At 66.0% G+C, this 23,740-nt stretch carries 22 protein-coding genes; 14 read left to right on the top strand and 8 right to left on the bottom strand.

Annotated features, from left to right (window positions below):
* Positions 1-90: 90 nt before the first annotated feature.
* Positions 91-381, top strand: a complete 291-nt coding sequence (locus ACFY36_RS34350) for a DUF3040 domain-containing protein (protein ID WP_499750074.1) — start codon at positions 91-93, stop codon at positions 379-381.
* Here ACFY36_RS34350 and ACFY36_RS34345 read toward each other — a convergent pair.
* Positions 378-1,217, bottom strand: coding sequence for a phosphoribosylaminoimidazolesuccinocarboxamide synthase (locus ACFY36_RS34345; protein ID WP_499750073.1), 840 nt, complete (start codon positions 1,215-1,217; stop codon positions 378-380). The two genes, ACFY36_RS34350 and ACFY36_RS34345, sit on opposite strands and share 4 nt — an antisense overlap.
* A gap of 78 nt (positions 1,218-1,295) precedes the next feature.
* On the bottom strand, positions 1,296-1,964 hold the full coding sequence (locus tag ACFY36_RS34340) for a KpnI family restriction enzyme N-terminal domain-containing protein (protein WP_499750072.1): 669 nt from the start codon (positions 1,962-1,964) through the stop codon (positions 1,296-1,298).
* Here ACFY36_RS34340 and ACFY36_RS34335 point away from each other — a divergent pair.
* Genes ACFY36_RS34335 through ACFY36_RS34325 form a run of 3 tightly spaced genes read left to right on the top strand, consistent with a single transcriptional unit; the run spans position 1,963 to position 6,177 of the window.
* A complete protein-coding gene (locus ACFY36_RS34335; RefSeq protein WP_499750071.1) occupies positions 1,963-3,498 on the top strand; it encodes a hypothetical protein in 1,536 nt (511 codons plus the stop codon). The two genes, ACFY36_RS34340 and ACFY36_RS34335, sit on opposite strands and share 2 nt — an antisense overlap.
* Positions 3,498-5,309, top strand: a complete 1,812-nt coding sequence (locus tag ACFY36_RS34330) for a DEAD/DEAH box helicase (RefSeq protein ID WP_499750070.1) — start codon at positions 3,498-3,500, stop codon at positions 5,307-5,309. The genes ACFY36_RS34335 and ACFY36_RS34330 overlap by 1 nt, the downstream gene beginning before the upstream one ends.
* Positions 5,299-6,177, top strand: coding sequence for a protein NO VEIN domain-containing protein (locus ACFY36_RS34325; protein ID WP_499750069.1), 879 nt, complete (start codon positions 5,299-5,301; stop codon positions 6,175-6,177). Before ACFY36_RS34330 ends, ACFY36_RS34325 begins: the two co-directional genes overlap by 11 nt.
* Here ACFY36_RS34325 and ACFY36_RS34320 read toward each other — a convergent pair whose 3' ends face one another.
* Together ACFY36_RS34320 and ACFY36_RS34315 are read right to left on the bottom strand one after the other, a co-directional pair.
* Entirely contained in the window at positions 6,178-7,914 is a 1,737-nt protein-coding gene (locus ACFY36_RS34320; RefSeq protein ID WP_499750068.1) for an ATP-binding protein, read from the bottom strand. It lies immediately after the preceding gene.
* 288 nt (positions 7,915-8,202) lie between these two features.
* A complete protein-coding gene (locus tag ACFY36_RS34315; protein WP_499750231.1) occupies positions 8,203-9,471 on the bottom strand; it encodes a DNA cytosine methyltransferase in 1,269 nt (422 codons plus the stop codon).
* A gap of 588 nt (positions 9,472-10,059) precedes the next feature.
* Here ACFY36_RS34315 and ACFY36_RS34310 point away from each other — a divergent pair.
* Positions 10,060-11,358 (top strand): DNA cytosine methyltransferase, encoded by a 1,299-nt coding sequence (locus ACFY36_RS34310; protein WP_499750067.1) that lies wholly within the window; start codon positions 10,060-10,062, stop codon positions 11,356-11,358.
* 23 nt (positions 11,359-11,381) lie between these two features.
* A complete protein-coding gene (locus ACFY36_RS34305) occupies positions 11,382-11,846 on the top strand; it encodes a very short patch repair endonuclease (protein ID WP_499750066.1) in 465 nt (154 codons plus the stop codon).
* Here the strand turns inward: ACFY36_RS34305 and ACFY36_RS34300 are convergent.
* The gene (locus tag ACFY36_RS34300) at positions 11,843-12,463 is read right to left on the bottom strand and encodes a DNA mismatch repair protein MutL (RefSeq protein WP_499750065.1); all 621 of its coding nucleotides are present in this window, start codon (positions 12,461-12,463) and stop codon (positions 11,843-11,845) included. The genes ACFY36_RS34305 and ACFY36_RS34300 overlap by 4 nt on opposite strands.
* 28 nt (positions 12,464-12,491) lie before the next feature.
* Here ACFY36_RS34300 and ACFY36_RS34295 point away from each other — a divergent pair, with 28 nt between their 5' ends.
* The 6 genes from ACFY36_RS34295 to ACFY36_RS34270 all read left to right on the top strand — a co-directional run bounded on the left by ACFY36_RS34295 (position 12,492) and on the right by ACFY36_RS34270 (position 18,632).
* On the top strand, positions 12,492-13,178 hold the full coding sequence (locus ACFY36_RS34295) for a response regulator transcription factor (RefSeq protein ID WP_498655947.1): 687 nt from the start codon (positions 12,492-12,494) through the stop codon (positions 13,176-13,178).
* On the top strand, positions 13,175-14,467 hold the full coding sequence (locus tag ACFY36_RS34290; RefSeq protein ID WP_499750064.1) for a HAMP domain-containing protein: 1,293 nt from the start codon (positions 13,175-13,177) through the stop codon (positions 14,465-14,467). Before ACFY36_RS34295 ends, ACFY36_RS34290 begins: the two co-directional genes overlap by 4 nt.
* Before the next feature lie 91 nt (positions 14,468-14,558).
* On the top strand, positions 14,559-15,377 hold the full coding sequence (locus tag ACFY36_RS34285; RefSeq protein WP_499750063.1) for a lytic polysaccharide monooxygenase: 819 nt from the start codon (positions 14,559-14,561) through the stop codon (positions 15,375-15,377).
* A complete protein-coding gene (locus tag ACFY36_RS34280; protein ID WP_499750062.1) occupies positions 15,362-15,973 on the top strand; it encodes a DUF305 domain-containing protein in 612 nt (203 codons plus the stop codon). The genes ACFY36_RS34285 and ACFY36_RS34280 overlap by 16 nt, the downstream gene beginning before the upstream one ends.
* A gap of 115 nt (positions 15,974-16,088) precedes the next feature.
* Positions 16,089-17,159 carry an outer membrane protein assembly factor BamB family protein gene (locus tag ACFY36_RS34275; protein WP_499750061.1) on the top strand — a complete coding sequence of 357 codons (1,071 nt, stop codon included), beginning with the start codon at positions 16,089-16,091 and terminating at the stop codon, positions 17,157-17,159.
* Positions 17,160-17,405: 246 nt separating this feature from the next.
* Positions 17,406-18,632, top strand: coding sequence for an MFS transporter (locus tag ACFY36_RS34270; protein ID WP_499750230.1), 1,227 nt, complete (start codon positions 17,406-17,408; stop codon positions 18,630-18,632).
* Positions 18,633-18,726: 94 nt separating this feature from the next.
* Here the strand turns inward: ACFY36_RS34270 and ACFY36_RS34265 are convergent, their stop codons facing one another.
* Positions 18,727-19,737, bottom strand: coding sequence for a NaeI family type II restriction endonuclease (locus ACFY36_RS34265; protein WP_499750060.1), 1,011 nt, complete (start codon positions 19,735-19,737; stop codon positions 18,727-18,729).
* Positions 19,738-20,345: 608 nt separating this feature from the next.
* Between ACFY36_RS34265 and ACFY36_RS34260 the strand changes: the two genes are divergently transcribed.
* Together ACFY36_RS34260 and ACFY36_RS34255 are read left to right on the top strand one after the other, a co-directional pair.
* Positions 20,346-20,756: a phage holin family protein gene (locus tag ACFY36_RS34260; protein WP_498693030.1), complete on the top strand. Its 411-nt coding sequence runs from the start codon at positions 20,346-20,348 to the stop codon at positions 20,754-20,756.
* Positions 20,753-21,484, top strand: coding sequence for a hypothetical protein (locus ACFY36_RS34255; protein WP_499750059.1), 732 nt, complete (start codon positions 20,753-20,755; stop codon positions 21,482-21,484). The genes ACFY36_RS34260 and ACFY36_RS34255 overlap by 4 nt, the downstream gene beginning before the upstream one ends.
* A gap of 3 nt (positions 21,485-21,487) precedes the next feature.
* On the opposite strand, the gene ACFY36_RS34250 is transcribed toward ACFY36_RS34255, so the two are convergent.
* Positions 21,488-22,456, bottom strand: a complete 969-nt coding sequence (locus ACFY36_RS34250) for an SGNH hydrolase domain-containing protein (RefSeq protein WP_499750058.1) — start codon at positions 22,454-22,456, stop codon at positions 21,488-21,490.
* Entirely contained in the window at positions 22,443-23,669 is a 1,227-nt protein-coding gene (locus ACFY36_RS34245; RefSeq protein WP_499750057.1) for an acyltransferase family protein, read from the bottom strand. The genes ACFY36_RS34250 and ACFY36_RS34245 overlap by 14 nt, the downstream gene beginning before the upstream one ends.
* Positions 23,670-23,740: the final 71 nt, after the last annotated feature.

The following is a 23,740-nucleotide window of genomic DNA, read 5'->3' as shown; positions in this document are numbered from 1 at the left end:
GGTGTGCCACGTGACGGAGCGTACGTTTTTAGGCACAGCGTGGCGGGTATCTATGCCGGCGTCCGGCATCCCCCTCGGAGGTGGTCAGCCGTGCTCGATCCCACTGACAAGGCCGCCTTCGACGGCTTGGTGACCGAACTGCGCGAAAACGATCCACACTTCTGCCGGCGCGTGGACCGGATGGGCCGGCCCAGGCGCCGGCTGCGCACGGCACTGGCGGTTCTGCTGTGGACGATCGCACCGCTGTGCATCGTCTTCGGCGGCTGGACGGGCGTGCTGATGGCCACGCTGGCCGTCGGCTACGGCACGTACCTGTTCAACAAGCGCAACGGCACCTCACCGTCACCGATGTGGTGGACGGCGACGCGAAAGCACGCTTAGCGCCACTTCTCCCCGGTGAGCCGCTCGTAGACCTCGACGTACCGGTTACGGGTCGCTTCGACCACCTCGTCCGGAATCTCCGGCCCCGGCTCGGTACGGTCCCAGTCGGTGTTGTGGGTGGCCCAGTCCCGAAGGAACTGCTTGTCGAGGTAGCGCTGCGTCCCACCCGGCTTCCACTCGTCGGCCGACCAGAACCGCGCGGCATCCGGGGTGAGAAGCTCGTCGGCCAGCTTCAGCGACCCGTCCTTGGCCACCCCGAGCTCAATCTTGGTGTCCGCGATGATGATCCCCTTGGCCGCGGCGATCTCGGAACCCCGCCGGTAGACCTCGAGCGTGATCCGCTTGAGCTCGGCGGCCCGCTCGGCCCCGAGCTTCGCTCCGACCTCCTCGTAGGTCATGGGCTCGTCGTGCCCCTGCCCCGGCGGCACCTTGCTGCTAGGCGTGAAAATCGGCTCAGGAAGCTGAGACCCTTCGATCAGCCCCGGCGGAAGCGCCACACCGGAGACGGCGCCGTCCCGCTCGTAGTCCTTGAGCCCCGACCCGGCGAGATAGCCGCGAGCGATGCACTCGACCATGACCATGTCGAGCCGCTCACACCTCACTGCACGGCCGGCCCACTCCGCGGGCACGTCAGTGCTGGAGATGATGTGGTTGGGCACAACATCGGCAAGCTGCTCGAACCACCAGAGCGACAGCTGGGTGAGGATCTTCCCCTTGTCGGGAATCGCCGTAGGCAGCACAACGTCATAGATCGAGATCCGGTCCGACGCGACGAGAAGGATGTCCTCCCCATCGGCATAGATCTCCCGGATCTTCCCCGAGTGCAACAGCTCCACGTGCTCCCCTTAGCCAAGTCGGTGTGCCCTGCTCACGCTATCCGACCTTCGAGATGAGGTTCGAGCACAGCATGGTGCCTAGCGATGCCTCAGGTCAGCCGCGAAGGCCCGCCGTTCTGTGGCGGATAGCTGGTTGTACCGAGCCCACACGCTGGCAAGCGAACTCTTGGGCCGACGGCCTTGGAACACCCAACGCCTCAAAACAGCTTGCTCCTCGGCGGTCAACTCCGACGCCGCTTCCAAGATGTCATCAGTGGTGCCGACCTCCGGCGCGCCTGCCCGGCAGCGATCACATGACGTCACCAACCCGGACTCTCCCATCGACAGCGTCAGCTTCGCTGTGCGGAGAGCGTCTTCGGGATAGGTATCGCCAGCGCTCACACCACAGAAGCGACAGGCGTAGTCATCCGCAGCGAAGATTGCAGCGCGCTCTTTGGCCGTCGGGACCTTGGGTTTGCGCGACTGGTAACCGTCTTGCCACACCGCCCCGCCTTCCTGGACCAGGCGAAGTTCTTTCAGGGCCAGCGAACGATCTTCGCGGTTAGTGGAGATGACCCAGCCTTCGTCACGGAGGTCCCGCATTCGGCGATCGAGCTGCTCGTCCTGCTCCTCCTTGTCCGCAGTGCTCAGCGCCGTGCGCATCTGCTGCTTAGTGAAGACGCCTCCTTGCCGCACTTCGGTATGCAGCCAGAGAGCTATGCGCTTGCGGCCGGACAGGCTCGTGTTACGCCAATCGAGTCGGGTCATGACCGTCATACTCGCATTGCGGCGCGACCCGTCGGCAGCGTGCTTGACCCTCGATTGGGAGACGACGATGATCTCGGAGCAAACCAGCGCCACCACGAATGGGGACACATCCGTGATTCTGTCCGGTCCAGCAAACGCCGTGGATGTTCAAAACGTGGTTGAGCTGCGCCTCGACGCTCTCGATAAGTCAGGTCTCCTGGAAACACTGTCCATTGAGTACCGCGACCGCCCCTTGCCGTTGCCCGTGATTCAGATGCCGATCAATCTGCTGACCTATAATCCCAACACGCACCGGATCAGGGCACAACGGGCGTTGGATCCCGAGCGCGACAGAGCGCTGGAAGTGGATCCTTACGGACAGACGGCACAGAAGTACCTTCACGACTTGCTCATGGGCAGCCCGACCGATCCGGGGAAGACGGATCCGAGCTTCGACGCCCTGAAGGAGGACTTGCGCGAACACGGCCAGAACGATCCTGGCATCATCACGCGGTCCGGGGTTCTGATCAACGGCAATACGCGCCGGGCCGCACTAAAAGAGCTGGGCTCTGAGAACATCCGTGTCGCAGTCTTGCCAAAGGATGCCGGACTCGACGACATTCAGGGCATCGAACTCGCGCTTCAATTGCGCAAGGATCACCGGCGCGACTACTCCTTCATGAACCTTCTGCTTGCGATTGACGAGCGCGTAGCTTCCGGTCATCCGCCAGTCAAGATCCAGCGAGCATTCCGGATGAAGGCAGCGACCTTCGAGCGGAATGTCTGGATTCTTCAGTTCGTCCGGGAGGCCATCGAGCGCAGCCGTTCCGCCGGGACCGCCGGCGCGGAGCTCTCGATGCGGCTCATTGACTTCGAGGCCGACCAGGGGCAGTTGGAAGAGCTGTACCGGGCATGGAATGTGCTCAAGGCCAACTCTCCGGATCAGGCGGAGGCCCTGAAGGAGCAGCGTCTCGCAGCCATGGTGCTTGACAAGTCCAAGACCGACCTTCGCCTCATCGATGCCGACTTTACTCAGAAGTATCTCAAGAGGATAGTGCCGGATATCGTAGCGACAGCTGCTCCAAGAGCAATCCCGGGCACGTCGATCACCACTTCCCCGCCGAGCGCCGAGCTCGAAAAGCTCAAGTCGTGGACCACGTCGATCCTGAAGGCAAAGGCGACGGAGCTGTACCCGGCTCTCGTAACTCCGGAAAAGCTCGCGGAGGCGAGCAAGGAGCTGAAGAATATCGACGAGGCGTTCAATTCGGCGCTGGACAAGGCCGGAAAGAACAGCAGGGTCACAAAGCGCCGGTATGCCGCGGTGGAGCGGCTCACCGACGCGTCCGAGAGTCTCGACCTCGCCGCCTCGGCCGTCGCTGAGGCCCGGGCCACCGCCAACTTCGACGCGGATGATCTAGACGACGCCCTCAGTCAGCTTCAGGTCAGCATCACCAAGCTCGCCCAGCTCGTACTTCGCTCGGCCGAGAAGGCACAGGATCGGCCTGGCTTGGCATGGCTGCGCGGAGCGACCACGCTCAAGGACGACGCTTCCTGATGCTTGACCTTCGTTTCTCGACGGTCGCAGGACGAATCGAGCTCACCTGCGATGAGCCCATGAGCCGCGCCCTACAGGCACTACGCGGCCGGCTACCAACCGCGACAAGCATCAGCCTCACGGCTATCGATGTCGACATTGACGATTTCCTAGTCAACCTTGATGAGCTGTCCCATTGGCCGGCTGGCGATCACGGCAATGTGCGCTGGCAGCGAGAACTACTCGCCTTGGTCGAGCAAAACAATGTGGATGCCTCCACGGCTGCGGCCGCATTGTCCGACGTAGGCGAACACGCCGGCACACCTTCGCCGCCGGGCGACTTACTCGGCGGTGGATGGGTCGGAAACCTAAACGATCTTCAGCTTGAGCATCTCGTCAAGCTGGCGGGCCTTTCTCACGGAGCAAATTTCAGTGTCCCGGGCGCAGGTAAGACCCGGATGGGCCTGGCGCTCTTCCAAGCGCGCCGCGATCGCGGTCTTGTCCAGCGCATGCTGGTCGTGTGCCCAAAGTCGGCGCAGGAAAGCTGGCAGAACGAAACCCTCGTCTGCTACTCCCCGGAAGTGGCTCCAAGGGTCGCCGCCATGGATACCTCGACCGTCCCGCAAGCGGACATCGTTCTCATCAACTACGAGCGGCTCCCCGATGCACGTGCCGCACTATTGATCTGGCTGAGGGCGCGACCCTCCATGCTCGTCCTCGACGAGGCGCATCGAATGAAGCTGGGGGCAGCCGGCGCTTGGGGTTCCGCTTGTCTGGCACTCGGCCCATACGCGGCACACCGCCTCATCCTCACCGGGACACCCGCACCGAACGGCCCGCGGGATCTTGAAAACTTGATGTCCTTCGTTTGGCCAGGCCAAGGCCGGCGGGCCGTATCCCAGGCAATCGCTGGCAACGACCTCCGGACGGCGAGTCAGAAGCTGCGGCCGCTCTTCGTCCGGACGACCAAGGCTCAACTTCACCTGCCGGACGTCGACATCAAGACCGTTCCAGTGGACCTGTCGCCGCTGCACCGCGAGTTGTACGACGCGCTGCTCGGGCAGGTGTCCCGGCGCGTGCGATCCGGCAGCGATGAGATCGAGGCGCTCGGGCGGATCACGCTTTACCTGCTGATGGCAGCAACGACGCCGGCCCTCCTAGCGCCGGGTGCTAGCCGGTACGACCCGCTGCCCTACAGAGTCCCGCCACTCATTCCACCGGCTGACTCCTCTCTCTCTGAGCTCATGCGAGACCTCCCTGCATACGAGCTCGCTCCGAAGTACCAAGCCGCACTGAAGATCGTTTCGGACAACTCGGCACGCGGCCGAAAGACGATTGTCTGGTCCACTTTTGTGCGTAATCTGACGTCCCTCGAGGAGTTACTGAAGGCGTACAGTCCCGCCGTGGTCCATGGGGGAACCCTAGATCGCACCGAACAGCTGAAGCGATTCCGTGAGGACGACGACTGCATGGTCCTGCTGTCGAACCCAGCCACGCTTGGCGAGGGCGTCAGCCTGCACCACGAGTGCCATGAAGCGGTATACCTCGATCGCGATTTTGCCGCCGGGCGCTTCTTGCAAAGCCAGGACCGTATCCATCGGCTCGGACTTGCCCCAGGAACCGAAACACGCATTCGTATCCTTGTCGCCAACGAGACGATCGACGAGCTGGTAGCCGCCCGGCTGGCCGACAAGCTCCGCTTCATGGGCGGGATTCTCGACGATCCAGACGTTCTCCAGCTGAGCGACCTCGAGGAAGAACCAGACTCGTCAGTCGGCATGAACACCAGTGACGTGGCCGCGCTCCTGGGATACCTTTCGCATGCTTCCTGAGAGAACGCTGCGCGCTGCGCTGCGCTGGTTGTATCTGCTGTCACGGTCGTCATACGACCAGGCGGCAGCACTGATCCGTGCCGATCCCGCCTACGCAGACCTGACACGAACCCAATATGCGACTGCCCTCGACTGGCTTGTGTCCATAAAGCTTGTCGCAGATAGTGAGCAAGGATTCGTGCTTATCGGCCGGGCTGCCCAAAGTGCCCCAGGAAGTTTCGCACGAGTACTACTCGGCGCAACGCTTCAGGAAACTCAGCCGCCGTGGCTCGCTGAGGCTGACAGCTATGTCTCCAAGCCCGACGACATGCCCAGCGACCTCGCACACATTGCCAACGCCCTCGGATTGCCAGAGAGCGAAGCTGTGCTGGCGGTTCGCCAGGTGCATCGGAAGATCGACTTAGCCGAGCGGGCACGAATCGGTCTAGCCGGGGAAAGCGCACTGGTGCAACTGCTGAACATGGTCGCGCCAGGTTCCGCTAGACACGTCGCTCTGGAAAGTGACGGGCTTGGCTATGACATCGAACTGTCCAACGGCCGCGCCGTCTGGCACTTGGAAGTGAAGAGCACGAATCGGCGCGGCCGCCTAGTTGTATTTCTAAGCCGCCATGAGTACGAGATCGCGCAACTCGATCCTGCCTGGCGACTGGTAACGATCGGTCTCACTGAGGACGGCGCCATCGGCGCGGTCGGCACTGTGCCGACCGCCGTCCTCGTCACCAAAGCGCCAGCGGACAGCACAGCAACGGCCCGATGGGAAAGCGCAAGGTACACCCTCGGGCCACAAGATATCGTCGCAGGTCTTCCCTTCTTCGACCTCGGAATTCCTTTTACACCGCCCGGGCGTTTCGACTGGATGCCGTCCTAGCTAGAGCGCATCCTCCAGGGCAATCAGCGCTGAGCTGACTTCTACCGGCAGATCCGCGTATCGGGCCGCCTTGGCAATCGAAGCCGGTGTCAGACCCCGGTATCCTTTCGGAACCAGCCACTGGTTCAGATGATCGATAACTAACTGCGCCGATACTGTCCGGACTCGCTCCACCTCTTCTACTTCGAGAGACCCCCCAACGGCCCGCCTTACGGCCTCAAAATTTTGCTGCGCCTCATCCTCCGCCGCGTCGATAGCATCTGCCAACCGGTGAGCCATGACGGCAGGATCGGATCCCGAGGCCCGGCTGAGGACAGACGGAGTGAGCAGGCAGTTGAGAAGTTCCCTCCAAGGCCAGATCCTGCATTCGATGCCCGCGCCGGCAAGTTCGCCGGCGATCTTCGAATCGAACTCGGGCGGACGGCCGCCGGAGCTCAACAGGACGGCGAATGTGGGTACTTCAGTGAGTACATCCTTAGCCATCCAGATGAGCGGATCGCTACTCGCCCATGCGGTGAAGGACCGGATCGGCACAAACGAGACGTTGTCCTCGGTCGAGATGGCCCGCGCACCCACTACGCGCGCCAGAGGGCGGAGTAGACGTATGTCGGCAGATTCCGCCGCGATAACCATCCGGCTTCGGCTCGCACGTACGAGTGCCAGGTTGTAGTTGGTTCCCAGGCCATCAGCGATACCTGCCAGCTTCGAGGGCGCGCTCACTCGCTTGCCGCCGCGCTGGCTCCGGTCGATCCACACCACCGACTCCGGGGACGCCTCGGTGATCACCTCGGAGGAGTGGCTCGCCAAGATCACCTGGGCTTCGCACTCGTCGAGCAGGCGGATCAGACGCCGTTGCAGATCTGGGTGCAGATATACCTCGGGTTCATCCAGCACGATGGTTGGCGTGTCCTTCGCGCGATAGATGTGCCAGAGCAGCTGTAGCCAAATCTGCATGCCGTCGCCCGCCCAGGCGAGCTCCTTCGGGATGCGGCTACGCCTTTCGTTGTAGAACACACCCAGCCGGTCCGCCCCCGCGTCCAGCACGACCTCGCGGACATCGATCTCGGGAATCCAGGGCGCCGCGAAGTCGAGGAACTCCTGGAGTTCGCCCGCCTTTTTCATCAGCCACAGATGATTGCGGAAGTGCCGGCTAGCCAGCCGGCTGCCGGCAAGCTTGCGGATGTAGTCGGCGTTCTTCAGGTCCTCCACCGGATCGAGGGGGGTGACGACCGGAACGATCGTCGGCGCCGGGTACCACTGGTCGACCATGTTGGCTCTGGGCTGCCAGCCGTCCGGATGCTCGAGCCAGTAGAAGCCGTCTTGGGAACCGTCTTCGTCGTCGCCGGGCCAGCTGACGTGCAACTGGGTGCCGGTCGACCAGCTCACCGTCACTCGCGTTCCCTCGCGGGAAAAGTCGTAATAGACAGGGTCTACCCCCTCAACCTCGGGGCGAGGAAGGGCGAAGGCCTTGACCTTCCTGTCCTGAAGATCGACTGTCAGGGTGGGAGCCTTACGCCGGGCCGTTCGCAGACATCTTTCAGCCAGCGCTAGCGACTCAATGATGGTCGATTTTCCGGCGCTGTTCGGGCCGACCAGAATAGCGTCCGGAGATAGCTTCACCTGAAACCGCTCGAAACCGCGATAACGCACAAACTTGACGCCCTCGATCACTGCAATCCTCCCCGTCTCACCTTCCTGAAATCTAGCCGGCGCAAGATCGGCTTGGTCGCGTTCCACGTCGCGACTTGTACGCAAACGCAGCCGGGATGCTGAATATCGGCCAGTGCCGCGGTCACCCATCCGCTGCACACTGACCGGCTTCAGTAGCGGTGCAAGACCAGTTGCTAACCGCGCCAAGCCGAGTGTCGGCACGGCGTCGGACTGTGGGGACGAGAACCGGCTCGGCCGCCACTCGCCCCCACAAAATTGTGAGCCCCGCGCTAGCAGGATCGTGCCGGTCAGTCGGCCAGCTCACCTGACCCACGCGACCTCACTGCGGCGAGACCGCTCGACAAGGGACGGACGCTAGCTGATCCGGGCCCGACGCTTAAGGAAAGCACCATGCCGACGGTGATCGGCTTGACCGGTGAAACCCCTGAACTTGCCGAGCCGGTACGCCGGCTCGGCGCCGGTGCCATCAACCTGTAACTCGAAGTCCCGGCTCAGCGCACTGAGCCTCCGCTCCAACTCGGCACCTTCAACGATGCCGGCCAGCTGCATCAGCCGACTGCGTCCCGAAAAGCCCTCCGCTGATCGCAGCGCCTCGAAAAGCACGTCACGGCCGGCGGCCTCAACGTCCCTCAGCCCTCGCTCTCTCTTGAACGCCCGCATGAGCTCGGCACCGACGGCGTGGGCGACCGGAGGCGGAAAGGCGTTGCCAATCTGGCGATATTTAGCCGTCTTGCTCCCGGTGAATGACCATTCAAAATCAGCGGACCAACCTTGGATCCTGGCCACCATTTCGTTTGTCAGCTTTGGCCCCACGTCGAACCTGTCGCCCCAGCTTGGGGCGACATCCGCGAGGCTCGAGCCGTTTACCCCCAGCCCCGCCCAAGCGCGCCTCGCCCGCGTGGGACCTAAATCTGCTCCGCCGTGCTTATGGGAACCGCCGACGATCGTGGGAGCGATCTTGTTGGCTTTGGCAGCCCAGTCACATGTCCCCTGCCAGCCGTTGGCTCCCATCAGGCTGGCCAGCGCTTGCCCTACCGTCGGAGGCTCGCCTGCGGAAGCCGGCCAGCGGAAATACGGCGCGTCCTCACTCTTGAGCGCTACCAGGATGAATCGAGGCCGAAGCTGGGGAACGCCATGGTCAGACGCATGCAGCAACCGCCAGGACGGGACATATCTAAGCTCGGTGAGGCGATCGAGGACGTGCTGCCGATAGCCCGCGAAGCGCGGAAGACTCAGTCCGCGCACATTCTCCAGCAACACTGCACGAGGTTTGACAACGGCCACCTGTTCCACCGCCCAGGCGAAGAGGTCCCTCTCGTCATCCGCGCCCAACTGCTTCCCCGCGATGGAGAACGGCGGGCATGGGACCCCGCCAGCCAGAAGTGACACGCCCTGAAAGTCGGCTGGACGCCACACCGATTGATCCGCGACATCACCCTCGGCGATCTTCCAGGATGGCCGATTGAGGCGCAGCGTATTGCACGCGTTGCCGTCCAGCTCCACCGCGACAGCATGATCGAATCCCGCTCGCTCCAGGCCAAAGGCTTGGCCACCCGCGCCCGCACAAATTTCGGCTACCTCGAAGCTCTCACAGCCATCGCCGCGTGCCTGCGGCGCCGGCAGCTCACTCGAGCCTGGCGCCCGGCTTTGAGCCCGGCCCTCTGGCCGGGCTCTCGCCCGACGCAGGGGATCCCGATCTGAATACTCATGGGGCAGGGGCGAGCCGACGTCGGCTCGATCCTCGGTTTCATTCGTATGCATGTACGAACGCTAGTGGTCAGCGCAGCGTCTCCGGTAAGAGCGCTGACATGCCAACTTGAGCCAGCGAGGTAGATCGGCTGAGGCTACGAGCAAGGGGCGAGGGGCAGCTCCGCAGAAGGCAGACCAGCTACCGTCGGCCCCTTGAACGCCGCAATAAGACCTCGAACGACCTGTGACGTGCGGTGACTTACCCCTTAAGAGGCTGCAGCTGGTGACCGAAATGTCTTCGCTCGCGGCGTTGGTGTATCACCACGCACTACCGAGCGCAGGTCTTGCCAACGGCCCTGTCAGACCGCTGGCCATAGCGTCAGCGAACCGTAAGGTGATGACTTTCTGCGACACGTCACATAGAGGAGCGCCCCGTAGACGGCGGTCCGCTATGTCGTGCAGGAAGATGAACCGACGGTGGCACGTTCGTTAGCTACGGACCGAGACAACTGAGGGAGAGCAGTGACTGACCTGAGTGTCGTGGAGATCTGCGCCGGAGCTGGTGGGCAATCGCTGGGACTGCACCTCGCGGGCTTCCGTCACCACTTGGCCGTTGAGCTCGATTCCAATGCCGCAAGGACCCTGTCAGCGAACCTGGAGCGGATCCAGCCCGGCGACGACGTCAGCCAGATCGTCAAGGTCGGCGACGTCGCGGACGAGGAGGTCTGGAAGCCGGAGGAGTACCGCGGCAAGGCCCAGCTGCTTGCCGGCGGCGTTCCTTGCCCCCCCTTCTCCGTCGCGGGCAAGCAGCTTGGCTCGGCCGACGAGCGCGACCTCTTCGCGTGGGCCGTGGAAGCCGCCGGGCGGATGGAGCCCGAGGCCGTCTTGCTCGAGAATGTGCGGGGATTGAACGACGCACGTTTCGCTGGATATCGGCAAGCCGTCGTCGATCGCTTCGCCGCCCTCGGCTACACAGCCTTCTGGGAGCTGCTCGAGGCACGAGACTTCGGCGTCGCACAGTTGCGGCCACGCATGATCCTTGTCGCGCTTCGCCCTGACTATGTCGACTACTTCGCGTGGCCCCAGAAGGCTGCCGCAACCAACACCGTCAGTGGCGTCTTGGGTGACCTGATTAGCGCCAACGGCTGGCGCGACGACTACCTGCAGCGCTGGATGACAGCAGCTAACAAGATCGCCCCCACGATCGTCGGCGGCAGCAAGAAGCATGGCGGGGCCGACCTAGGCCCTACTCGCGCAAAGCGCGCATGGGCGGAACTGTGGACCGACGGTCACGGACTTGCGAATGAGGCGCCGAAACCGGACTGGAACATAGACGATCACCCCCGAGGGCCGAAGCTCACGGTCGAGATGGTCGCGCGCATCCAGGGCTGGTACGGCGCCGAGTACGAATGGGAATTCAAGGGCCTCAAGACCAGCAAGTACCGCCAGATTGGCAACGCGTTCCCGCCGCCGGTCGCGCGGGCGGTGGGTGAGTCGATCGCCCGGGCCCTGCGCAAGGAGGGCTCCCCGGCCGAGATTCCCGCTCCGCGCAAGGTCCACGACGAGGTTTACCGGCTGCTACGCGACAGCGACGGCCCGCTGACCGCGGACCGCATTCACGGCCTCCTGGGCAGCTCGATGACCATCGATGAGATCAAGAAACGCATCGACGTCCTTTCTCACGATTTCTCGATCGAGGTCAAGAAGCGTGGGCAGCGTGAGACCTACCAGCTTGGGGAATGGAAGGCATTCCGGGGTCAGGAAGACCACGACCGTCACGCGGCCTTTGCGCAGGCGCGCACCCGGTCGAAGGTGAGCTAAGAGCTCTATTTACAGTTGTCAGCATGGCGGATGAAGCCCGCAGCCGGGCTTGGGAGACGTACCGTCACCCACAGCCCCTCAATGAGGGCAGATCACGGAACATGCAGGCCATCCGCAGAAGTGACACGAAGCCCGAAATCAGGCTTCGTGCACTTCTGCACAGCCACGGCTTGCGGTTCCGAAAGGATCTGCGGCTAGATCTTGACGGCGTTCGCGTCCGGCCGGACATCGTCTTCACTCGCAAACGAGTGGCCATATTTGTGGACGGGTGCTTCTGGCACCTGTGCCCTGAGCATGGCCGCAAGCCCAAGGTGAACGACTGGTACTGGGGACCCAAGCTTGCGCGCACAGTGCAGCGCGACCAAGAAGCCACCTCCGCTCTCACCGCCGCCGGCTGGGAGGTGATTCGTGTTTGGGAGCACGAGCCGCCAGAGGATGCGGCGGCCCGAATCAAGCAGGTGATCTCCCCGCCACCAGCCGCTGGTTAGGACCCGATTTCACTGACCTCGGCGAACGGGCGGTCGTCCCACCACGTGGCGTGGATGATGAAGCTGTGGTTGGTCTCGTTGAAGTAGACCGCCAGGTTGTCCGGTGAGTCCTGCACCTTCTGGACGGCCCAGCCATCGGCCGGGGTCGCGGTCACCAACTGGACCACACCCTTCGACGTCATCCGGATGACTGCCTGGCCGCCCTCGACCTTGAAGGACCGGACGTACGTCCGTACGCCGTCGGCGCCCGTCGTGACCGTCCAGCCGTCCTCGGTCGTGGTCGGCGGCGTCGTGGCGGTAGTGGCCGTCGGCGGGGTGGTCGTCGGCTTGGCCGGCTCCTTCGTGGGCGATTTCGTCGTTTTCGTGGGGCGCGGCCGCGTTGTCGTCGTCGTGGTGGCCGGAGCCGCCGTGGTCGGGGCTGCGGGCGTGGTCACGCTGGGCAGCGGCGCCGGGAAGCTGCTCGTGTCGGCCGCGGGCAGCGCCGCGAGCGCGCTGTCCTCGGGCGCCGAGGTCCGCAGGACCGGAAGCAATGCCACCGAGGCCAGCACGATGCTCGTGGCGGTGGCGGCCAGCCAGCCCACGATCGGTGTCCACCGGGAAGATCGCACGGCGACCATAATCGCACCTGCCCCTATGGTGTACGCCATGGCGATGATCCTGCTGGTCGAGGACGACCGCATCATCACGGCCGCGCTGTCCCGGGCCCTGACCGATGCGGGGCACGTCGTGCGGCCGGTCGGACGGGCCACCGAGGCTCTCAAGATTGTCACCGATGAGCGGCCTGACCTGGTCATCCTCGATCTCGGGCTGCCCGACATCGACGGTACGGACGCGTTGCGGATGATGCGGTCGGTGTCCGATGTCCCGGTCATCGTGGCCACCGCACGGCGCTCCGAGGCCGACATCATCCAGTTGCTCAGCGCCGGCGCCGACGACTACGTGACCAAGCCGTTCTCGGGCGGGCACATCCTGGCCCGGATCGCCGCCGTGCTGCGCCGGGCGCGGACCCAGGCCGAGGAGCAGCCGACCGCGATCACCGTGGGCGACCTGGTGATCAACCCGCGGCAGCGCCGGGCCGAGCTGGGCGGGCAGCCGTTGCAGCTGACCCGGCGGGAGTTCGACGTGCTGGCCTACCTGGCCGAGCGGGTCGGGCAGGTGATCAGCCGGCGGGAGCTGATGAACGAGGTCTGGAACCAGGCCCGGATCGGCGAGGAGCAGACGATCGACGTCCACATCTCCTGGCTGCGCCGCAAGCTGGGTGAGACCGCGGCCAAGCCGCGCTTCCTGCACACCGTGCGCGGGGTGGGCGTGATGATGGTCGACCCCCGATGAGGTGGGCGCTCAACCGGCTTGCGCTCGCGATCACCTCGATGGTCGCCCTGGCGTTCCTCGTGCCGCTGGCCGTGGCCGTACAGCAGATCGCGCATGATCGGGCCGTCAGTGACGCCCGTCAGCAAGCGACGTCGCTCGTCACCGTGCTCGGCGTGGACGCCGATCCGACGCTGCTGACCAACGCGGTGGCCAGCACGACGGCCGGTGGGGCGGCCCGGATGGCCGTACATCTGCCCGATGTCGCAGCAATTGGTTTCTCCCATTTGTCGGATGCGCAAATCTCGATCGTCGCCCAGGACCGAAAGTCCGTTTTGGCGCCGGCTCCGGACGGGGTGGCGTATCTCCAGCCGACCGTGCTGACCGACGGGCGCACCGTGGTGGTCGAGGTCTACGTGCCCGACTCGGAGATGCGGCGTGGGGTCTGGACGGCCTGGTTCGTGCTCGGCGGGCTGGCGATCGCGCTGGTCGCGGGCTCGACGCTGCTGGCCGACCGGCTCGGCAGCCGGCTGGTGCGGGCGACCCGGGAGCTGGCCGGCTCGGCCCGGCGGCTCGGTGGCGGCGAGCTCGGCACGCGGGTGAAGCCGGACGGGCCGCTGGAGCTGCGGGAGGCGGCGACCGCCTTCAACGCGATGGCCGACGACCTGCGCAGCCTCATGGACAAGGAACGCGAGCTGGCGGCAGATCTTTCACACCGATTGCGTACGCCTCTGACGGCGCTCCGCCTCGACGCCGAGGCCATGCCGCCCGGCCCCATCGGGGAGCGCATGCGCCAGGCCTGCGACCTGCTCGACGAGGAACTCGAGGCGATCATCAAGGGCGCCCGGCTCGGCGTGGAGGCGCGCGGCCGCGAGCAGACCGACCTGGTCGAGGTGCTGGCCGACCGGCTGGCGTTCTGGTCGGTGCTGGCCGAGGATCAGGAACGGCCGTGGGAGGTCGTCGGCGGCGACGAGCCGGTCATGGTGACGATCCCGCGCAGCGAGCTGATCGGCGTGGTCGACGCGATTCTGGGCAACGTCTTCTCGCACACCCCGGACGGAACGGCCTTCCGGGTCAGCGTCTCGGCGGCCGGCCTGCTGGTCGACGACGCCGGTCCGGGCATCGCGAACCCGTCGCGGTCGGTGCAGCGCGGGGTGAGCGGGGCCGGCTCGACCGGCCTGGGCCTGGACATCGTGCGCCGCGCAGCCGAGGAGGTCGGCGGTCAGCTCGTGCTGTCCCGGAGCCCGCTCGGCGGGGCCCGGGTCGGGATCTTCCTGCAAGCACCCGATCGTGGTCGTCGTCTGGTTTCATGATCCTTTCCGGTGCCTTTAAGGCTCCGTTATGGCAGCTCCTCATAACGTTCCCGCCGTAAATGCCGGGACGACATCGACGGAGAGAGCTGACATGCGCAGGAAGATCGCCTACCCACTGCTGGCCCTCGGTATGACGGCGGGTGCGACTCTGACGGTTGCCTCGCCCGCCCTGGCGCACGGATACGTGTCCTCGCCGCCCAGCCGCCAGGCGCTGTGCGCGTCGGGGGCGGTGTCGGACTGCGGGCAGATCCAGTTCGAGCCCCAGTCCGTCGAGGGACCGAAGGGCTTGAAGTCGTGCGATGGCGGGGTATCCCAGTTCTCGGTGCTGTCCGACGAATCGAGGAACTGGCCGGCCAAGGCCGTCGGCTCCTCGGTGAACTTCAGCTGGGTGCTGACCGCGCGGCACAAGACCTCGACCTGGGAATACTTCATCGGGGGTACGAAGGTCGCCACGTTCGACGACGGCGGCGCGCAGCCGGCGGCGGTCGTCAATCACACCGTCGACCTGTCGAAGTTCCCGGGCCGGCAGAAGGTTCTCGCCGTCTGGAACATCGCCGACACCGCGAACGCCTTCTACAACTGCGTCGACCTGAACATCGGCGGGTCGTCCTCATCGACGCCCACAACAGCACCGACGACCAGCGCCCCGACGACTGCGCCTACTGCAACCACGCCCACCAAGGCGCCCACGACAGCGCCCGGTACGACCGCGCCGGCGACCACCGCGCCCACGGCGACGACGACCGCTCCTCCGGCGGCCGGCGGAGCCGCGTGGGCCCCGGGCGTGTCCTACAAGATCGGTGACGTCGTGACCTACAACGGCGTCCGCTACCAGACCCGCCAGGCCCACACGTCGATCGTCAGCTGGGAGCCGTCGATCTACACCCTTGCGCTGTGGCTGCCGCTGTGAAGCGCCGTCTGATCACCGCCGCGCTGATCGCGCCCCTGCTGCTCGGAGCGTGCGGCACCGCGAAGGAGGCGGCGCCGCCGACCGGGAAGACCGTCAGCGCCGAGGCCGTCGCCGAGATCAAGGCGGGCGACGAGCACAACGAGACCGACGTGATGTTCCTGCAGATGCTGGCGTACCACCAGAAGCAGGGCCTCGAGATGACCTCGACCGCGGTCAAACGGGCGCAGAACCCCGAGCTGCGCACGCTGGCCCAGGCCATCCAGGCGACCGAGAAGGACGAGCTCGCGATGATCCAGTCGTGGCTCGCGGGATGGGGCGCCAAGACCACGGCCGACACCGCGGCCAGCCTGCACGCCGACCACGGCGGCCTGCCCGGCACCGGTGCGGCCGAGATCAAGGCGCTGAGCACGGTGAAGGCATCCGAGTTCGACACGGCGTTCCTCAATCTCTTCCTGGCCCACCAGCACCAGGCCATGGAGATGTCGAAGATCGAGGCCACCGGCGGCCTGAACGCCGAGGCCAAGAAGTTCGGCGAGCGGGTCAAGCAGTCCCGGCAGGGCGAGATCCAGCAGATGCTGAAGTTGATGAACGGGTAGTAGCGTGAAACCGGAAGGCGGCCTGGCGGGGCCGCCTTTTCGGCGTTTACGCCCCTGATGGGCGAATCATGCGTACGTTATGTGGGTGTTTAGTCCACTTTGTTCGTCTTTGCTGTTGGCACTCTCGTTGGCGACGCCGGCTCCCGGCGGTTGGGACCACGCCGGCTACGACGCCGAGGACAGCTTCTACAACCCGGGCGAATCCGTCGTCAACGCCGGCACCGTAGGCGACCTCGCCCCGAGGTGGTCAGTCGCGCTGCGAGAGAAGGAAGGCGCATGCGGCGGCCCGTCCGCGCCATTGCTCAGCGGCGGCGGCGGCTCGGTCATTGCCACGGATGAGCGGGGCATCTCGTCCTATCGGGCGATGACCGGGCGCCTCGCCTGGCGGTTCGACTGGGAAGACCCGGACGATTCGACCACGCCCTCGATGGCCGTTTCAGATGGTGTACTCGTCGCCGCGAACAGCGACTGCAACTCGATGAGCGACCCCGACGGCCGGATCGTGGGACTCGACCTCGCGACCGGGCGCGTCCGCTGGCGGATCGCGCCGCCGGTGCCGGTGGCCTCGTTCGTCGTCGACAAGGGCGTTGTCGTGATCTCCGGTAGTTCGCCCTCGGATGAGCAGGTGACGGTCGCCTATCGCGCGACGGACGGCCGCGAGCTGTGGCGCAAGCCCCTGTACGAGGCCTCCGGCGTCTCCGCGAACGGCCGGCTCCTGCTGGTCAAGGGCAAGACCACCACGGCGGTGACGATCACCTCGGGCGTCGCTTCATGGACCAAAAACCGCATTTGGTACGCCGAGAGCGCCACCCCCTCTGCCGACAGGTTCCTCGTTTCGGACGGCACGGCGTTGACGGCCGTGCGCGCCTCCGACGGCGCCCAGCTGTGGACGGCCGAGGGCAAGCAGGGCGCACTGATCGCGACCGACGGCCGCCGCGTATATCGGTCGGCCGAACGCACGGTCGAAGCCCTCGACGTCCGCAACGGCCGGCGCCTGTGGTGGCGGCAGCTGCCCGCGATCGCCGGGCAGCCGATGCGGGCCGGCGGGCTGCTCTACACGGGTGGGCCGGTGTTGAGCGCGGCGACCGGCCAGGTGGTGGCCACGATCGAGGGCTTTCAGATAGTGAAGAACGGGTGGGTCTTCTCGGTGGCCGGGAACCGTTTGTCCGGTTTGCAGCCCGAGTGACGAACCGGCCGAAGGCCGGTGAGGAGCTCGACTTGCAGCTAGGCCGCCGCTGCGGCGGGTTCTAACAGGTTTCGGCGGTGGCTGTGACCGCGTACCTCTGAAGTCTCTGGGTTTACAACTCCGCTGGTTGCGGTCTGGTAGTGCGGCTCGATTAGGCCGAAGCGGTTCGGGGTCGCTTCCCGAACAGGCAGGCGGCGCCGAGGGACGGCGTCGCTTTCCTGTGGGGGTGCCGCCGCTTTGGCTCCGATGTTCGCGCTGCTGCGAGTCCGCAACTACCGTCTCTGGGCCGCCGCCGACCTGGTCTCGGTGGGCGGAACGTGGATGCAGGTGCTCGGGCTGAACTGGCTCATCCTGACCGCGACCGGTTCGGCCGCCACCATGGGCCTCGTCGTCATGCTCCAGGCGCTGCCCGTGCTGCTGCTGGGCAGTTGGGGCGGCGCCCTGGCCGACCGCCTGCCGGCCCGCCCGTTCCTGATCGCGTTTCAGATGGTGCGAGCGCTCCTGGCGGTCGCCCTGCTCTTCGGCTCCACCAACTGGATCATCTACGCGGTCGCCCTGCTGTCCGGCGTGATCAGCTCCTTCGAGGGCCCGATGCTGGGCCGCTTCGGCTCGGCTCTGGTCCCGTCCTCGCAGCTCGGCTCGGCCCTGGCTTTGGGCTCGGTCCTGAGCTCGGCCGGCCGCATCGGCGGCATGGCGCTGGGCGGCGTCCTGGTCGGCATCACCGGCCCGTCGGCCCTGTTCGCCATCAACGCGGCGTCGTATCTCGCCGTGGTCGGCGCGCTGGCCCTCATGCGTACCGGAGAAATGCGCCATTTGAACACCGCCCCGGCGTCGTCGCGCGGCATCGTGGCCGGCTTCCGCTACGTCCTGTCCCAGCCGGCCGTGCTGATCGTCCTGGCCCTGTCGTTCGTCCTGGGCTCCCTGGGCCGCAACTACCAGGTGTCGATGGCCGCGATGGTCGCCGGCCCGCTGTCCGGTTCCTCGGGCTCGTACGGTTTCCTTTCGACCGTTTTCGCGGTGGGCGCCGTGGCCGGCGGCCTGCTGCTGGCCGGCAGCGGCCGCTCCACCCTGCGGGTCCTGCTGGCCACCGGCTTCTTCATCAGCGTCCTGCAGTTCTGCTCGGGCCTGGCCCCGAACGTGCTGGGCTTCGCCGCCCTGATCCTCCCGATCGCGGCCGGCGCCGTCATCTTCGACACGGTCGTCTCGACCCGCATCCAGCTCGACACCCGAGAGGAGATGCGAGGCCGGGTCCTGGCCACCTTGGGCCTGGTGTCGTCGCTGTCGGGCATGGTCGGCGCCCCCGCCGTGGGCTGGCTGTGCGACGTCATCGGCCCGCGAGAGGCCCTGCTCCTGGCCGGCGCGGTGACCACGATCGCGGCGGTGGCGGGCGCTCTGGCCCTGGCCCGAGTGAAGGGCTACACCCTCACCCTGTCCCCGACCCTCTTCCGCCGCCCGGCGGAGCAGCCCGCCTAATCAACTTCGAACGCTGCCCGGCCAGCCTCGCTGGCCGGGCAGCGTCGTATTTGCTAGAAATTCGCGCCCACCAAAGCGGGACCGCGGACTGCGCCTAAACCCGCTTGGCAGCCACAGTTTCAGCATCCCGGACCAGACCCGCCCCAAAAGGCGAGTACTCGTCGGTAGCTTCGAGGTTTGGCACGTCGGCAACTGCCGGTCCCAGCTTCTTCAATAGCTCGTCCCGCTTCCGCTTGCGCTCTCTCTTCTCGGCGGCGACCCTCTTCTTATATTCTTTCCTAAAAGACGCGGCCTCCACCTGCCGCTTCGCCTCACGCCCCTCGAAGTCTTCGAAGGTCGTCCCATCAGACTTTAGGCATATGTACTGAGAACGATTCAGCATCAAACCGGCGAAGCCGAGCGCGCGCATCTTTTCTTTGTCTTTTTTCTTGTACCCGCACAGAACCTCGTAGCCGTCAGGAAGAAGGCGCGCACCTGCGGCACGCACGCGCCGGCCAGAGTCAACTTGTTGCCCGATCGACTCCACCGTCTGGCGAGTTATCACACGGCCATGACACCGCTCGAATAATTGCACCATCCGGTCAGTTCCCCCTCGTGGCTCGAGGATGGCCGCCCGATCAGCCTTACTCAGGGTCAGCAGGAAATTCTCAGGGAGAGGGGTTTCTGGGTTCTCAATCCACAAGATATCATTACGGGCAGCCGCTGCTATTGTCCTCTTCTGGTCGCGGTTTCCTCCGACCAAGGATTCTTCCGCGATTCGCACTAGGCCAACCGCCATGTTGCCCTCAATATCGTCGCCGTAGACCAGTAGGCAGATATGACCTACAGCCTCGCGAGGAATCTGCCATTGCCCGAAGTTTCGCGTCCACTTGCAATCCACATCGACGCCCCCGACGGAGAAATCCATCCGTGACCCCGCATCGAGCCCCAAGGCATCGCGGATCAAATTCTCGATGTTCACACCCAGGTAGGCCATCTCCTGGCGGCTGCATTCATCAAGATGCCACCGCCGAGTGCGATGAGTCGCTATTACCTCATCCGTCGCCTGCCGGATGAGGCCGCCGAATTTGCCCGCATGCCTATTCAGCTCCCTCCAAACTTGCACCAACTCATTGTCATTCCCATGGCTCGCAGCTCTCGCCCTGACCATTGCGATTCCTCTCCAGCGCTTTCATCGATGCGGCATACGGGAATAGACAGCGCCTCACGGTCGGCCGCTGAATAAGTAAGGGGCCTGAATGCCGCCGCGTAGCGCCCGAACTTCGCATTCTGAGAGGGCTGGCCTGGGCTTCCACCTCGCGGAGGCAAAGGCGCCGGGCGGTCAAGCCCAGGCCGGCAATCCCACGTGCAACGCCGCCCCCGCGATGATCGGTGGGGGCCTCATCGCCGTCCCTCAGTAGGCGGCAGGCTCAGTGGCCCGGTCTGGTCAGCACACCCGGCATGACCGCCGGCACGTGAACGCCCGAAGATATCGAACACGGAAAGCATCCTAGTGGCGGAGCTCCGATCGTTGCCGGCCTTCGATCCCCTCGCGGCTCAACCGGCGAGTGCAGGAGGCTGGAACCTGATGGGCCGTCATGGCAGGTCGACGACGCGCTGCACGTGGAACCCGGGTCCAGCCGGCTCTCCGGGCGCTAGACCTGATTTGTCCCGTTTGCTGAATAGGCGGCACTCCACCGGGTAAGTAGGCCTTACACGGAAGGGAGCTCACTGATGACGACGCATACCGAGCAACAGCCCACCGCGCAGCTGGTCAGCCAGCTGAGCGAACAGGTGTCGACGCTCGTTCGGGACGAGCTGACGCTCGCTCGGATGGAGATGGTGGAGAAGGGCAAGCGGGCCGGCACGGGCGCGGGACTGCTCGGCGGCGCCGGAGTCGTCGCGCTGTACGGGGTCGGGGCGCTGCTGGTCACCATCGGGGCGCTGTTGGCACTGGTCATGCCGGTCTGGGTGGCGGCGCTGATCGTGACCGTGGTGCTCTTCGGCGCGGCCGGCGTGGCCGCGCTGATCGGGAAGAACCAGGTGAAGCAGGCGCTGCCGCCGGAGCCCAAGGCGGCCATGGAGAGCGGTAAGCGCGACGTCGAGGCGGTCAAGGGCGCGATCCGGGAGGGACGGCACGCATGAGCGACACCAGGTCACGTGACGAGGTGAAGCAGGAGATCGCCGAGACGCGGGCGGAGCTGGCCGAGACGGCGGCCGCCCTGGCCGCCAAGGCGGACGTGAAGGCGCAGGCCAAGCGGGTCGCCGCCGAAAAGACCGAGCAGGTCAAGCAGGCCGCTGTCCGGGCCAAGGAGGCCGCCGCGGCCAAGGCCGGCGAGGTCAAGCAGACCGCCGCGGCCAAAGCGGGCGAGGTCAAGCAGACCGCCGCGGAGAAGGCCGGCGAGGTCAAGCAGGCCGCCACCGAGAAGGCCGGCGAGGTCAAGCAGGCCGCCACCGAGAAGGCGCACGAGGCGAAGGTCAAGGCGGCTGACGTCAAGCAGGCCGCCGCTGAGAAGACGCAGCAGGTCAAGGACACCGCCACGGAGAAGACTCAGCAGGTCAAGGACACGGCTGCGGACAAGACGCAGCAGGTCAAGAGTGCGGCGATCGAGAAGACGCAGGAGATCCGCGGTGGCGACGCCGGCGGGGAAGGGCATCCGAAGCATGCCGCTCCCGCGACCGGCGTCGCGCACATCAAACAAACCACGGCGGAGACCGCGGCCCGTGTCGCCGAGGCCGCCGCCGAGACTAAGGAACAACTGACCACCCGCGAACCGGGCAGCCGCCCGATCCCGCGCGCGGTGATCGCCGGGGTGGCCCTGGCGATCGCGGCGGCGGCGGGCACGGTCCTGCGGGCCCGCCGCCGCAAGTAACGACTAGGGAACCGCGTCCTGGGGGAAGTGCGCGAGCAGGGCCTCCTCCAGGACGCCGTTCATCATCCGGGCGTACGTCCCGGTCAGATGGAACCGATTGCGATAGACGGTGACATTTCCGATCACCGCTGTGCACACCCTCGTGCACAGCCAGGGCAGCACCGACACATAGCCGGCGCCCGTTTCCCGCGCCGCCGCCGCGTCGGCCGCGTTCCATACCCGGGCCGTCGCCGCGGTCCGGGTCGTTTCACATGGCGAAATGTCGGAACGGTGAACGCTGAGGCACTCGGGCGCGTTCAGATCCAGTACGGGTGTGTCGCCGAGCACGGCCACCGCGGTGGCCGATCTCCGCAACGTCCGAAGAGTCGCGGCCAGGCCCTCCTGCCATTCCCCGGGCGTGATCAGCTCGCCCCGGCCCCGCTTCCGCGAAAAGCTGGAGTTCGCCACGATCACGAGCTCGGGCCGTACCAAAGCGACCTGGGAAGCCACGAATGACCGGAACCGGTCGCACTCGCTGAAGGGCCGGTTCTCCTGCTGGTTCCAGATGGTGAAGGCCGGCGCCGGGCAGCCCGGCTTACCGAAGAGCTGCAACCGCCAGTGCCGCCGCTCGGCGATCTCCGACAGGGCCGGCAGCCACATCCCGGCGTGCGAGTCGCCGTAGAGCACGACGTCGGTCGCGCTCGCCCGGTCGCCGAAGACGCACGGCTCGACCCGGTCCGCCTTCGGCCCGGCCTCGCACTTCTCGTTGTCGAAGCCCAGATCGGTCGCGGTCGTGGCCAGCGCCGGGGTGAGATCGGCGGGCAGCGCCCGAATGCCCGGCGCCTCGCGGACGGCGGCCAGCACGCTCGACAGCGCGATCTCCGGCGCGGGCACGTCACCGGCCGGGCGGGGCCGGGGCGGCGGGGCGCCGGCGCATCCGGCGAGAAGCACCAGGGCCAGGGCGAGGATCGGCAGGCGGTCAGTCCTGGACATGCGCGGCCGGCGCTCCTAGTCGAGGTTGATATTCGCCGCCGCGCCCGGTGTCGGCGGACGGCGAGGTGGACGTCTTCCAGCCCGCCACCGCGAGCGGCGCGGCGACCATCAGGACGGCCAGGGCCAAGGTCAGCAGGTGGGAGCGCCTGAGGCGCCGGTTGTGCCGGATCGGGTCTTCGACACAGAGGTACGTCACCACGGCCAGCGCCACACTGAGCAGCACCAGCACCGCCCGGGTGAGCGCGGGCAGAGGCCGGCCGGCGGCCTGCTCGGCGATGATCAGCACGGGCCAGTGCCACAGATAGAGCGAATACGACAGCCGCCCCAGGAACATCATCGGGCGGCCGCCGAGCAGCGCGTCCGCACGGCCCGCGAGAACGAGCATCGTCGCACCGACCGGCAGCGCGGCGGCGTATCCCGGGAAAGGGGTTTGCTCGTCGAAGGTCAAAGCGGTGATCACGATGAGCGCGACACCGATTGCCGCCATCGTGCTCGCGATCCGGTACGGAATGTGGCGCAGACGGGTCGCGGCCAGACCGAGCAGGCAGCCGGCGCCGAGCTCCCACAGGCGGGTGACCGGCGAGAAGGACGACCAGGTGCCGGCCTGCCCGACCGCATAGGCGAGGGAAAGGACGATGGCGCCGATGAGCCAGTACGGCAGGGCCCAGCGGAAACCGAGCCACAGCAGCAGGATGAGCGCAACCGGCCAAACCAGGTAGAACTGCTCCTCGACGGCGAGCGACCAGAAATGCTGCACCGGCGAGGCCGCGGACTGCGACGCGAGGTAGTCGACGCCCTGGGCGGCGAAGCGGAAGTTCGAGGCGAACAGCGCGGCCCAGCTCGCGTCCTCGGCGATCTCGTCGCCGCGCAGGAAGCCGAGCCAGTGGTAGCTCGCGAGCACGACGGTGACCAGCACCAACCCGGCTGCGGGCAGGAGACGCCGGCAGCGCCGGGCGTAGAAGCCGATCAGCGAGACGCGGCCCGTTTCGTCCACTTCTCGCAGCATCAGCGAAGTGATCAGAAAGCCGGAGATGACGAAGAAGACGTCGACGCCGATGTAGCCGCCGCCGACACCGGGCACCCCGGCATGGAAGAGGACCACGAGGATGACGGCGACGGCGCGCAACCCTTCGATGTCGGGCCGGAAGCCGGACGTCGGCCCGGCGGCCGCGGGGGCCGCCGGGTGGCTCACGCCGGTTCTCGTCTCCGTCATCGGAGATGAGGCTAAGGGCTCGTAAACGGGCAAAAGCCTCTTTTAATGCTGAAACAGCTCGTTAAGCGGAG

Origin of the sequence: Actinoplanes sp. NPDC000266, assembly GCF_042899005.1 — a bacterium.
In the GTDB taxonomy this organism is placed as follows: domain Bacteria; phylum Actinomycetota; class Actinomycetes; order Mycobacteriales; family Micromonosporaceae; genus Actinoplanes.
The sequence above is the reverse complement of the archived record's forward strand: the minus strand, read 5'-3'. Positions and strand labels throughout refer to the sequence as shown.

What these genes read in the sequence shown, in the direction of transcription:
- ACFY36_RS34245 (WP_499750057.1), bottom strand. Translation starts at nt 23,669, where the DNA reads ATGACGGAGACGAGAACCGGCGTGAGCCACCCGGCGGCCCCCGCGGCC.
- ACFY36_RS34300 (WP_499750065.1), bottom strand. Translation starts at nt 12,463, where the DNA reads ATGGTCGCCGTGCGATCTTCCCGGTGGACACCGATCGTGGGCTGGCTG.
- ACFY36_RS34305 (WP_499750066.1), top strand. Translation starts at nt 11,382, where the DNA reads ATGGCGGATGAAGCCCGCAGCCGGGCTTGGGAGACGTACCGTCACCCA.
- ACFY36_RS34255 (WP_499750059.1), top strand. Translation starts at nt 20,753, where the DNA reads ATGAGCGACACCAGGTCACGTGACGAGGTGAAGCAGGAGATCGCCGAG.
- ACFY36_RS34330 (WP_499750070.1), top strand. Translation starts at nt 3,498, where the DNA reads ATGCTTGACCTTCGTTTCTCGACGGTCGCAGGACGAATCGAGCTCACC.
- ACFY36_RS34340 (WP_499750072.1), bottom strand. Translation starts at nt 1,964, where the DNA reads ATGACCCGACTCGATTGGCGTAACACGAGCCTGTCCGGCCGCAAGCGC.
- ACFY36_RS34250 (WP_499750058.1), bottom strand. Translation starts at nt 22,456, where the DNA reads ATGTCCAGGACTGACCGCCTGCCGATCCTCGCCCTGGCCCTGGTGCTT.
- ACFY36_RS34335 (WP_499750071.1), top strand. Translation starts at nt 1,963, where the DNA reads ATGACCGTCATACTCGCATTGCGGCGCGACCCGTCGGCAGCGTGCTTG.
- ACFY36_RS34260 (WP_498693030.1), top strand. Translation starts at nt 20,346, where the DNA reads ATGACGACGCATACCGAGCAACAGCCCACCGCGCAGCTGGTCAGCCAG.
- ACFY36_RS34285 (WP_499750063.1), top strand. Translation starts at nt 14,559, where the DNA reads ATGCGCAGGAAGATCGCCTACCCACTGCTGGCCCTCGGTATGACGGCG.
- ACFY36_RS34270 (WP_499750230.1), top strand. Translation starts at nt 17,406, where the DNA reads ATGTTCGCGCTGCTGCGAGTCCGCAACTACCGTCTCTGGGCCGCCGCC.
- ACFY36_RS34325 (WP_499750069.1), top strand. Translation starts at nt 5,299, where the DNA reads ATGCTTCCTGAGAGAACGCTGCGCGCTGCGCTGCGCTGGTTGTATCTG.
- ACFY36_RS34290 (WP_499750064.1), top strand. Translation starts at nt 13,175, where the DNA reads ATGAGGTGGGCGCTCAACCGGCTTGCGCTCGCGATCACCTCGATGGTC.
- ACFY36_RS34295 (WP_498655947.1), top strand. Translation starts at nt 12,492, where the DNA reads ATGGCGATGATCCTGCTGGTCGAGGACGACCGCATCATCACGGCCGCG.